This window comes from Citrobacter sp. S39 (assembly GCF_009495675.1).
GTDB classification, from domain to species: domain Bacteria; phylum Pseudomonadota; class Gammaproteobacteria; order Enterobacterales; family Enterobacteriaceae; genus Citrobacter; species Citrobacter freundii.
Genome location: NZ_CP045555.1, coordinates 2,974,749 through 2,986,667, shown reverse-complemented (window position 1 = coordinate 2,986,667; position 11,919 = coordinate 2,974,749). Strand labels below are relative to the sequence as shown.

Genomic DNA, 11,919 nt, shown 5'->3' with positions numbered 1-11,919 from the left:
TTTCCCTGACCCGTCCTCATTGGCAGCGCAATCAGGCCTACGAGAAGCGACTACATCCACTGTAATTTGTAACAACCCACAAGGAATGACACATTTCCCTAGAGATATGGAACATTTTTTGCCTGTCATCCCGTTTAAGCCTCCGTATCATTAGGCGGCGAATTAATCAGGTACGGGTCAATGACATTCAGAGATTTTGAGGCGGAAGAAAAACTCTTTCAGCGGCGTGTGTTGGTGGCCTTTGGCCTGGTGGTCATCTGTTTTGGCATCCTGATTTACAACCTCTACAATTTACAAATTCGCGAGCACCAAGTATTACACCACCCGCTCGAATGCAAACGACATCAAAATGCTACCCGTCGCCCCCACACGCGGCATGATTTACGATCGCAACGGCATCCCGCTGGTGCGCAACGTAACCTGGTACGACATTTCCGTTACGCCTTATAAAATCAGCGATATGAATGCGTTAATCCAGCAGCTCACGCCCATCGTTGACCTCACTCCTGATGATATTGATCAGTTTCGCCATGAGCTGAAAGCCAGCAGCCGCTATCGTCCGGTCGTGCTAAAAAATGCGCTTACCGATGTGGAAATCGCCCGTTTCTCGGTAAACCAGTTTCATTTTAGCGGCGTAAACATCAATAGCTACGAAGACCGCCAGTATCCCTATGGCGCGGCGCTGGCACATGTCCTTGGCTATGTTTCAAAAATCAATGACAACGACCTGAAAGCACTGGATCAAAAGGGTCAGGCAGAGAACTACGCCGCCGATCACAATATCGGTAAGCAAGGTATTGAACGCTATTACGAAAATGAACTGCATGGAAAGACCGGTTATCAGGAGGTGGAAGTAGATAACCACGGACGCATCGTACGCCTGATCAAAGATGTGCCGCCCGTTGCCGGAAAAAATATCCATCTGACGCTGGATTTACATTTACAGCAATATATTGAGAGCTTGTTGGCTGGCCAGCGTGCCGCCGTTTTGGTTGAAGATCCACACGACGGTTCTGTACTGGCGATGGTCTCAAACCCCAGCTATGACCCTAATCCGTTTGTCAAAGGCATTAGCTATCAGGACTATAACAAGCTACTCCAGGATAAAGACCTGCCATTAATCAACCGCGTCACACAGGGATTGTATCCCCCCGCGTCAACGGTCAAACCGTATATGGCGATGTCAGCATTACTAAACGGTGTGATCACGCCGCAGACCAGTTTCTTCGGTGCTCCTACCTGGACGCTACCCGGCACCGAGCGACATTACCGTGACTGGAAAAAAACAGGCCACGGTATGCTGGATGTCACCAAAGCGATAGAAGAGTCTGCCGATACGTTCTTCTATCAGGTAGCGTATATGATGGGGATCGACCGGATTAACAGCATGCTCAGCCAGTTTGGTTACGGTAAACCGACCGGCATCGATCTTGATGAGGAGTATAACGGCCTGCTCCCGAGCCGTGAATGGAAGCAAAAAGTGCATAAAAAAGCCTGGTATCAGGGGGATACTATCTCAGTTGGCATCGGCCAGGGCTACTGGATTGCCACTCCTATCCAGATGGTCAAAGCCATGGTCGCACTGATTAACAACGGCAAGGTTATCGTCCCTCACCTGCTACTCGATGAAGAAAATGGCAAAACTCTCACGCCGTATCAGGCTCCAGAAGCACCGTCACAAATCGCCTCAGCCTCGTCACCCTACTGGGGACTGGTGCGTCAGGCGATGTTCGGCATGGCGAATGAACCAAATGGTACAGGTTATAAGTTCTTTCACACAGCACCTTACGGCATTGCGGCGAAAAGCGGCACCTCGCAGGTCTTTAGCCTGAAAGAAAATCAGACCTACAATGCGAAGATGATCCCTGTCCGCTTGCGCGACCACGTGTTCTATACCGCATTTGCGCCCTATAAGAACCCGAAGGTCGCGGTGGCGTTAATTCTGGAAAACGGCGGCAGCGATGGTGTCACCGCCGCGCCGGTTATGCGTCAAATCATGGATCATCTCTTTGCCCCGCAGGACAACACGGTACACACAATGACGACTCAACCATCAGGTCCGATAGCGTTAGCGCCATCGAATACCGATATCAAAAATACTTACGCAAGTATTCGGTAAGACACAGCATCGCCATCGCTTGTCCGTAAGGCATAGAAGTCCGAGGGATGTTGCGGTAGAAATCGAGATTGTGTCCCATCCCGGTGCCAAACGAGGTGTGCAGCAGTTCACCTTCCGGTGAAATATGCTGCACAATGCCACGAATGGCTTTTTCGGCCACCAGCGTATACTCTTGCCCAACATAACGTTTACGTACAGCTTTGAGGATCCCATAAGCAAATCCGGCAGTTGCCGATGCTTCCAGATACGACTGCGGGTCGTCCAGCAAGGTATGCCACAACCCACTTTCATCCTGGCATTTCGCCAGCGCCGCGATTTGTGCGTTCAGGACCTGTACCAGATAGCGGTGAACGGCATTGTTTTCTGGTAAATCAAGTAATTCGAGGAAGTCCGGGATCACGATAGTTAACCAACTGTTGCCACGCGCCCAGCGGGCATTGGCAAAGTTATGATTTCCTTCATAGCTCCAGCCGTGGAACCACAGCCCCGTGTCTTTATCCATCAGGTTTTGCACGTGCAGCAGGAACTGATACGTTGCCTCTTCGATGTAGTCAGGGCGATTGAGTAACTTGCCAATCTTCGCCAGCGGTAAAACCGTCATCATCAGCGTGTCATCCCACATCTGCTGGTGGTTTTCTTCCGCCAGCGTGATGTGTTGCATACCGCCGAACTCGGTACGCGGCATCTCATGCATTGCCCACTCAGCCCAGCTGTCGAGCCACGGTAGATACGCTGGATTACGCGTCTCTTCATAGCGATACGCCAACGTTAAAAATGGCGCCATGGTGTTAACGTTTTTGGTGGTTGCACCTTCAGCAAAGCGATCGGCAAACCAGCTATCGATGATATCGCGTATCGTTTCATCGCCGGTTTGCAGATAGTACTGATACATCCCGTACAAGCCGACGCCGTGCGTCCACTCCCATCCCGCCCAGCCTTTGGTATCAATTACGCGTCCATCATCCAGACGCAGCAAGAACTCACCAGTTTCGTCATGAATATTGACCAGGTTATGCGTCACCTTTTTTATCAGCGTTTTTAATTCATCCCTGGCAATAAAATGTTCTGGCTGGCGCAACAACGGGCTATGTTTAACCGGGTAAACAATCATTTACTTAACCTCTGTCAATGTCGGATTCAATGCTGTGACCTGCCCCTGTTGCGGCGCAGCAGCTGTATTTGGGAGGCCCCGCAATCCTCGCTTTGACAATGGGCATCCTTATAGGGGCACAGTAAAAGCAAACAGGAAGTGAAACCTTTCTATTTCTGCCAGAAGGATTCGTGAAATGGCAACAATACAAAGAGTCCGGCAACGTACGTCACCTATTTTATAAAACTGCGTTTCTATTTAATTGAATGAGAGACTGAAATGTTGAAACAACCAGCAGTTTCAACTGCTGGTTTGAATGACGGAGGGTGTTAACGGTAGTTCACAATCACCTGATTGCTCTGAATGCGTAACGCGGGGATCAGGCGACCACCGCCGGGGACTTCCCAGACAAAATGCATCGGTTCAATGGCCGGAACATTATTGAACCCGTTGGTGGTCCCACTTTGCCCGTCCAGCTCGACACAGCGGGACTGAGAACATAAACGCACTCGCAGACCTGCGGGCGTGGGGCCATTCAGCTCATAGCGCCAGGCTACCAGCGTCATTAAGCCTGAGACCGGCTGGCCAGGAACCAAAGGCGCAGACGAGGCTGACTGGCCACGGTGATTTAAGGTGATCCCCATACCGCTTGCCTGCCAGGCCCCTTCTCCGGCGGCCTGCGCCACCAGAGGAAAAAACAACAACCACAGTAACTTGCGCATTATTTACCTCCAATGGTCGCCGTCATGCGGATATGGCGGTTATCGGAAAGCTCCATGTTCGATAACACCACCAACTGCGGGATGCTGCGACGTAAAAACCGCGCCAGCAGCGGACGCAACGCGTGATTAACCAGCAAGACCGGCGGCGCGCCCAACATTTCCTGCCGGGACAGCGCTTCCTGTGTTTGGGCCAGCAGGCGGTCTGCAAGCCCAGGCTCCAGGCCTCCCCCCCCCTGCAGCGCTTGCAGCAGCAAACGCTCGAGCGGAGTATCAAGACCGATAACCTGAACCTCTTCATTCCCCGGGAACCACTGCTGAGTGATGGCGCGTCCCAACGCAACACGGACGACCGCGGTAAGCTCATGCGGATCGTTTTGCAGCGGCGCATGTTCCGCCAGCGTTTCAAGAATGGTGCGCATATCACGAATCGGTACTTTCTCGTCCAGTAAGTTCTGCAGCACTTTATGCAGCGTGGTGAGCGTCACAACGCCCGGCACCAGATCTTCCGTCAGCTTTGGCATTTCCTGCGACACTCGATCCAGTAACTGCTGCGCTTCCTGACGGCCAAACAGCTCAGCGGCGAACTGGCCAATCAGGTGATTTAGATGCGTAGCAACAACAGTACTGGCTTCAACCACCGTAAAGCCCTGAATCTGCGCCTGTTCCTTCAATGCGCTTTCAATCCAGATAGCGTCCAGTCCGAAAGCCGGATCGACCGTTTTCTCGCCCGGCAGCGACCCGGCAGCAGTACCCGGGTTAATGGCCAGCCAGCGTCCCGGATAGGCGTCACCGCTGCCAATTTCTACCCCTTTCATCAAAATTCGATAGCGGGCCGGCTGCAGATCCATATTGTCACGGATGTGTACCACCGGCGGCAGGAAGCCCATATCCTGAGCAAATTTCTTACGAATACTGCGAATTCGCCCCAGTAACTCGCCATCCTGCTGAAAGTCCACCATTGGGATCAGGCGATAACCTACCTCCATTCCCAGCGAATCTTCCAACTGCACGTCGTTCCACGTGGCTTCCACCACGGAGTTGTTTTCCGGCATTTTCACCGGCTGCGGTTCATCTGGCGCTTTTTGCTCACGACCGCGCATCCACCAGGCCAGGCCCAGCAATGCGGCAGTAAACATCAGAAACACCAGGTTCGGCATGCCCGGAACCAGGCCCAAAAGTCCAAGTACCGCCGCACTGAGCAACATGACACTAGGATTGCTGAACAGTTGGGTCACCATCTGTTCGCCTACGTCCTGGTCGGTACTCACGCGGGTCACGATAACGCCCGCCGCGGTAGAGATAACCAGCGCAGGAATTTGTGCCACCAGCCCGTCACCGATGGTCAGCAGGGTATAACTTTCCGCAGCGCTGCCCATGCTCATACCATGCTGCAACACCCCAACTAACAGACCGCCGACTACGTTGATCACCATGATCAAAATACCGGCAATGGCGTCTCCACGGACGAATTTACTCGCACCGTCCATTGAGCCGTAAAAATCCGCTTCCTGGGTCACTTCCGAGCGTCGTTTTTTAGCTTCATCTTCGCCAATCAGACCGGCATTCAAATCCGCATCAATCGCCATCTGCTTGCCGGGCATACCATCCAGCACGAAGCGCGCGCCAACCTCGGCGATACGCCCTGCACCTTTGGTGATTACCATAAAGTTAATGATGACGAGAATGACGAAGACCACGATACCGATCGCAAAGTTACCGCCCACCAGGAAGTGACCAAAAGCTTCAACCACCTTCCCCGCCGCCGCCGCGCCGGTGTGTCCTTCCATCAAAATGATACGGGTCGACGCGACGTTCAGCGCCAGGCGTAATAATGTGGTAAACAGCAAAATCGTCGGGAATGCGGCAAATTCCAGCGTACGCTGGGTGAACATCGCCACCAGCAGTACCATGATCGACAGCGCAATGTTAAATGTGAACAGCAAATCGAGGACGAAAGCCGGCAGCGGCAGCACCATCATCGACAGGATCAGCAGGATGAGGATCGGTCCGGCAAGGATTTGCCATTGCGTGGATTTCAGGTTGCTGGGCAGACGCAGCATCGCGACCAGATTAGCCATCAGTATTCTTCTCGTTCATGAAATCCAGTGCTTCAGGCACCGGAAGGTTTTCAGGTTGTGGTGGACGTTTGCCGCCAGCCAGACGCCAGCGTTTTAGCTGCCATACCCATGCCAGCACTTCGGCAACGGCGGCATATAATTGACCCGGTATTTGCTGACCAATTTCAGCATGACGATAGAGCGCACGCGCCAGTGGTGGCGCTTCTAACGTAGGGACACGGTGCTCTGCGCCAATTTCACGAATGCGCAGCGCAACCAGCCCGGCCCCCTTAGCGACAACTTTCGGCGCACTCATTTTGTTCTCGTCATACTTCAACGCCACTGAGTAGTGCGTAGGGTTAGTGACAATAACGTCTGCTTTTGGTACATCCGCCATCATGCGACGCTGAGCGGCCGCGCGCTGCATTTGGCGAATTTTGCCCTTAACGTGCGGGTCACCTTCGCTTTGCTTAAATTCGTCACGGATATCCTGGCGCGACATGCGCAGCTTTTTCAGATGGCTGTAAATCTGGAAAAAAACGTCGAATCCCACCATCGGAATGACACCAAGCACCACCAACAACGCGCACATGCCGACTAAATCCAGGGCGTTGCCCATCGCCGTAATCGGAGATTCCGCCATCAGCCGCATCATCTCTGGCCACTTGTGCCAGAGATAAAACCCGGCCACGCTGCCCACTAACGTCGACTTCAGTATCGCTTTGAGCAGTTCTGCGCCGGTTTGCGCGGAAAACATGCGCTTAATGCCCGGCAACGGATTCAGCTTAGAGAATTTGGGTTGCAGGGATTTACCGCTGAAAATCAAGCCGCCAAGCATCACCGGGGAGATTAATGCCACCAGAACGACGCCGGTAATCAACGGCAACAGCGCAATCATCGCGTCTTTAATCAGCAGGATGATTTGGCTGAGGATCAGGTTTGGATCGTTGACCATACTGTGGTCAAAACGTAATCCGGCCGACAGCATACCGGCCAGCCTGCGGGCAAGCGACTCCCCGCCAATCCAGATAATGCACACACCCACCAGCAAAATAAGTAGTGAGGTTAGCTCTTTGGATCGGGGGATCTGCCCTTCTTCCCGCGCTTTTTCAAGTCGGTGGGGTGTGGGGGCTTCTGTTTTGTCGTCGTCGCTTTCTTCTGCCACGCATCAGACCCTGGATAGAGATATAGGCGAGAATGATGCCAGAACAGCTATCCAGCAATGGGAAGAGTAAGCGGTAAAAAAGACGGGATTTATGGCTTTAAGCAGTATTGCGCGTAAGCCGGATGAGAGGCCCACGCCTCACATCCGGCAAATACTCATCAGAACCCGAGGCTATCCAGCAGGTCGTCAACCTGATCCTGGCTTGCCACTACGCCAGCTTTCGAGGCATCAACCTGCGGGCCGTTCAGCAAGCTTTCGTTTTCACGTTTTGGACGAGCGCCCTGTTCCGGAATGTTTTCCAACAGAACCATCAGCAGCTGACGTTCAATTTCCTGGATAACATCCATCATGCGCTTGATGACCTGTCCGGTGAGATCCTGGAAATCCTGCGCCATCATGATGTCCAGCAACTGGGCATTGGTAAAGCTGGTATGTCCGGGCACATCACCAAGGAACTGACGGGTATCGGTGACCAGTTCACGAGCGTCTGACAGTTCGATCGGATTTTCGAACCATTCATCCCAGCGTTTGGTCAGGTCTTTGGCCCCTTTTTCCATCGCGTCCTGGTGCGGCTGCGAAGCTTCGACGCTGTTCAGCGCGCGCTCTGCCGCCTGAGCGGTCATCTGTACAACGTAATCGAGACGATCGCGGGCATCGGGAATTGCTTCTGCCGCTTCGGCAATGGCCTGATCCAGCCCCAGTTCACGCAGGCTGTCGCGCAGCATTCGGGTCAAACTGCCGATGCGCGCGATGATGTCCCCTGCAGAGTGTTCGTCAGCAGGTTTAATTTGTGGTTGCATCATCATCACACCCTCACATGCCCAGTTTCTCAAAGATTTTATTCAGTTTTTCTTCCAGCGTCGCCGCCGTGAACGGTTTCACGACATAGCCACTGGCGCCTGCCTGCGCCGCCGCAATGATGTTCTCTTTTTTCGCTTCCGCCGTGACCATCAGCACCGGCAGAGAAGCCATCCCACCATCTGCACGGATGGTTTTCAGCAGTTCCAGTCCATCCATGTTCGGCATGTTCCAGTCAGAAATAACAAAACCGAATCCCCCTGCCTGCAGCTTGTTCAGCGCATCCACGCCATCTTCAGCCTCTTCAACATTGTTGAATCCCAGCTCTTTAAGCAGGTTACGCACGATGCGACGCATGGTGGAAAAGTCATCCACAACCAAAAACTTAAGCTCTTTATCCGCCATAAAAATAAACTCCTGATTCAAATACGTATTGCCTGTCCGGCACTAATTTTCACCAGCATTTGCTGGCTCACCTGGCTAAGATCGACCACTTCGCTTACGCCACCCATATTGATGGCCTCGCGCGGCATGCCGAACACCACACAACTTGCTTCGTTTTGCGCAATGGTCCAGGCACCCGCCTGGTTCATCGCTAACATTCCGGCTGCGCCATCGTTGCCCATACCGGTCAGGATCACCCCAACGGCATTACGCCCCGCATGTTTCGCCACCGAATGAAACAGCACATCCACTGAGGGCCGGTGCCGGTTAACCGGCGGACCGTCATGAATTTTGATTTGATAGTTCGCGCCGCTGCGCGCCAGCTCCATATGCTTGTCGCCAGGCGCGATATACGCATGCCCAGGGAGAACGCGCTCTCCGTCCTCTGCCTCTTTCACGGTAATCTGACACAGTTTGTTCAGACGTTCGGCGAACGAACGGGTAAATCCTGGCGGCATATGCTGGGTAATAAGAATACCGGGACTTGAAAGCGGCAATGGCTGGAGTACATGGCGAATTGCCTCTGTTCCTCCGGTTGAGGCGCCGATGACCAGCAGTTTTTCTGAACTGAGTAATGGCCCCGTTTTCAAGGTCGTCGGTGCCGCCAAGGGTTTGTGGGCGGCCAGTTTTGCCCGCGATGCGGTGCGGATTTTCTCCGCAATCATCTCGCTATACGCCAGCATGCCTTCGCGGATCCCCAACTGAGGCTTGGTGACAAAGTCAATCGCCCCCAGTTCCAGGGCCCGCAGCGTGACCTCAGAACCTTTACCGGTCAGTGAAGAAACCATAACCACCGGCATCGGACGCAGGCGCATCAACTTCTCAAGGAAATCGAGGCCGTCCATGCGCGGCATTTCCACATCCAGCGTCAGGACGTCGGGATTGTATTTTTTGATTAAATCCCGGGCGACCAACGGATCCGGCGCCGTCGCCACCATTTCCATATCACTGTGGCTATTAATAATTTCGGTCATGATTTGACGCATCAATGCAGAATCATCTACCGACAACACCCTGATTTTACTCATGCTTTATCCTTACCTGGCGCATGCGCATACACGGTCTGTCCACGCAGGCTAAACTCGCGCACAAGGTTGCTAAAGTTTTCTGAATGACCTGCAAACAGCAGTCCGTCAGGTTTAAGAAGTGGAACAAAACGGTGCAAAATGTCCTGCTGCGTCGTTTTATCGAAATAGATCATCACGTTACGGCAAAATATGGCATCAAAAGGGCCTGGCACGTTGTACTGCTTATCCAGTAAATTGACGCTGGAAAATTCAACATGACCTGCCAGTTCCTGCCGAACGCGTACCAACCCTTCATGCGGCCCGGTGCCGCGCATGAAATAACGCTGCAATTGCTGGGGTGACAGCGTCTTTAGCTCATCGAGGCGGTAAATGCCGTTTCTGGCCTTTTCCAGCACTTCGGTATCAATGTCGCTGGCAAAAACACGCCAGCGGCCCGGTGCCATACCTAAGGTATCGGCAAGCGTAATCGCAATGCTGTAGGGCTCTTCTCCGGTTGATGCCGCCGCGCTCCAGACGCGGTATTCACCGCTGCGCCGACGAGCATGATCTGACAGCACCGGAAAATGATGCCCTTCGCGAAAAAATGCGGTCAGGTTGGTAGTCAGGGAGTTAATAAAAGCTTGCCACTCAGCACTGTTCTGGTTAGCTTCCAGCATGCTGAGATAGCGACCAAAGTCATCCAGCCCCAGGGTACGCAAACGGCGGACCAGGCGGTTATAAACCATGTCCCGCTTGTGGTCGGCCAGTACGATCCCTGCACGCTGGTAGATTAATTGACATATCCGACGAAAATGCGCGTCAGACAGCGCGAGGCGCTGTGTCATCTGTAACAATAATGACGTTTGCCCGGTGGGCAGAGATGATGTCATAGCGCCTTCTCAATCACATTCAGGATACAACGGACGCAACCTGCGGCTGCGCCAACTCTTGTTTTGCTACGGTTTGCTCTTCAAGCTTGAAAAATGCGACACAGGCGGAAAGATTATCGGCCTGTGTGGCGAGTTGTCCGGTGGCGGATGCGGCTTCTTCCACCAGCCCGGCGTTTTGCTGCGTCACTGAGTCCATCTGGCTGACGGCCTGCGCCACCTGCTCAATGCCTCTGCGCTGTTCATCGGATGCCGAGGCAATCTCGCCCATGATGTCGTTAACCCGGGTCACCGAACTGACAATTTCCGTCATCGTGCGCGACGCCATATCCACCAGTTGCGAGCCCTGATGCACCCGGGTGACTGACTCCTCAATGAGCCCCTTAATTTCTTTCGCCGCCTGCGCGCTACGGCTTGCCAGATTACGCACTTCACCAGCGACGACGGCAAAACCACGCCCTTGCTCCCCTGCCCTGGCGGCCTCGACCGCGGCATTCAACGCCAGGATATTGGTCTGGAAGGCAATGCTGTCAATCACGCCGATGATGTCGCCGATTTTCTGCGAGCTGGCAGAAATCTCATGCATGGTGCTGGCAACCCGGGACGTCTGCTCGCCACCTTTATGCGCTGTGTCTGCCGCACTTTTGGCGATCCCTGACGCCTGGCGCGCGTTATCAGCGTTCTGGCCGACAGTGGCGGTAAGTTGTTCCATGCTGGCTGCCGTTTGTGCCAGCGCGGCCGCCTGCTGTTCGGTTCGCGAAGATAAATCGTTATTGCCCATCGCGATTTCTGAAATACCGCTATGCATGGCTGAGCTGCCCTGACGAACGTCATTTACTGTTTCGCGTAATGCCTTTTGCATCTTCTGCAGGCTGGCAAAAATGGCCGAGATCTCATTGCGCCCATAAACCGCTACTGGCCGTGCCAGATTCCCAGCGGCAATACTGTCGAAATGGCTGCCAATAATCGCCAGCGGCTGAACAATCATCTTGCGTGACCAGAACAGCGCACCGCTGGTGAGCAGTGCTGCCAGGACCACCATAGTGGCGAAAATCACCCCCGACATATGGTAATTGCGCTGACTCTGCTCTCCTGCCGTTTGCAACACGCGGTCGATGTTGCTCTGCCACGCATTCACATTCGCATCAAAAGCATCTTGAGCCGCCTGCACCGGCGCGGTCAGAAAATCTGACAACTGATTGTTTTCAAGCCAGGTGGCCTGATGCGCGAGATCGCTGTGCCACTGGTTGAAACTTTTCTCCGTCGCGCTAAACAGCGCCTTGCCTTGTTCCGTCGAATCCGACGTCGCCATAAAGCGTTTAAACATCAATTCAGACTGCGCCAGGCTGTCGCGCGCAAGGGTCATCAGGGTTTTGATGTCCTCTGGCGGATAGCTCAGGGCGGTCAGCGTCCCTGCCTTATTAAGGGCCGTACTGGCCTGTAATAACACAGCGCGGGTTTGGGCCAGCGCAGCGCGTTGCTGATTACTCCGTTCGACCTGATTCAGGTTCTGAAAACCGTCCCGAAATGCCCAGAAGGACAAGCCATTACTGCCAATCTGCAAAACACCGCAGAGGATTAAAATCAAAAACAGCGTGGTCGAAATTCGAATACGATTAAACATCAACGC

The 11,919-nt window shown here is 53.5% G+C and carries 9 protein-coding genes and 1 pseudogene; 1 reads left to right on the top strand and 9 read right to left on the bottom strand.

Going from position 1 to position 11,919, the window contains the following annotated elements; genetic code table 11:
- Positions 1-180 precede the first annotated feature (180 nt).
- Positions 181-2,119 (top strand): annotated as a pseudogene (gene mrdA, locus GFB57_RS14220) (penicillin-binding protein 2).
- Here mrdA and GFB57_RS14215 read toward each other — a convergent pair.
- The 9 genes from GFB57_RS14215 to tap all read right to left on the bottom strand — a co-directional run bounded on the left by GFB57_RS14215 (position 2,091) and on the right by tap (position 11,913).
- The gene (locus GFB57_RS14215; RefSeq protein WP_003034669.1) at positions 2,091-3,230 is read right to left on the bottom strand and encodes a glycoside hydrolase family 105 protein; all 1,140 of its coding nucleotides are present in this window, start codon (positions 3,228-3,230) and stop codon (positions 2,091-2,093) included. The pseudogene mrdA and the gene GFB57_RS14215 sit on opposite strands and share 29 nt — an antisense overlap.
- Before the next feature lie 308 nt (positions 3,231-3,538).
- A complete protein-coding gene (gene flhe / locus GFB57_RS14210) occupies positions 3,539-3,931 on the bottom strand; it encodes a flagellar protein FlhE (protein WP_003034667.1) in 393 nt (130 codons plus the stop codon).
- On the bottom strand, positions 3,931-6,009 hold the full coding sequence (flhA, locus tag GFB57_RS14205) for a flagellar biosynthesis protein FlhA (protein WP_003034666.1): 2,079 nt from the start codon (positions 6,007-6,009) through the stop codon (positions 3,931-3,933). Before flhA ends, flhe begins: the two co-directional genes overlap by 1 nt.
- On the bottom strand, positions 6,002-7,153 hold the full coding sequence (flhB, locus tag GFB57_RS14200; protein WP_003034664.1) for a flagellar biosynthesis protein FlhB: 1,152 nt from the start codon (positions 7,151-7,153) through the stop codon (positions 6,002-6,004). The genes flhA and flhB overlap by 8 nt, the downstream gene beginning before the upstream one ends.
- A 158-nt stretch (positions 7,154-7,311) precedes the next feature.
- Positions 7,312-7,956 carry a protein phosphatase CheZ gene (gene cheZ, locus GFB57_RS14195; RefSeq protein ID WP_003034659.1) on the bottom strand — a complete coding sequence of 215 codons (645 nt, stop codon included), beginning with the start codon at positions 7,954-7,956 and terminating at the stop codon, positions 7,312-7,314.
- A gap of 10 nt (positions 7,957-7,966) precedes the next feature.
- Positions 7,967-8,356, bottom strand: coding sequence for a chemotaxis response regulator CheY (gene cheY / locus GFB57_RS14190; RefSeq protein WP_003034656.1), 390 nt, complete (start codon positions 8,354-8,356; stop codon positions 7,967-7,969).
- A gap of 17 nt (positions 8,357-8,373) precedes the next feature.
- On the bottom strand, positions 8,374-9,423 hold the full coding sequence (locus GFB57_RS14185; RefSeq protein WP_003034651.1) for a chemotaxis response regulator protein-glutamate methylesterase: 1,050 nt from the start codon (positions 9,421-9,423) through the stop codon (positions 8,374-8,376).
- Positions 9,420-10,292, bottom strand: coding sequence for a protein-glutamate O-methyltransferase CheR (cheR, locus tag GFB57_RS14180; RefSeq protein ID WP_003034649.1), 873 nt, complete (start codon positions 10,290-10,292; stop codon positions 9,420-9,422). Before cheR ends, GFB57_RS14185 begins: the two co-directional genes overlap by 4 nt.
- 19 nt (positions 10,293-10,311) lie before the next feature.
- A complete protein-coding gene (tap, locus tag GFB57_RS14175) occupies positions 10,312-11,913 on the bottom strand; it encodes a methyl-accepting chemotaxis protein IV (RefSeq protein ID WP_003034646.1) in 1,602 nt (533 codons plus the stop codon).
- Positions 11,914-11,919: the final 6 nt, after the last annotated feature.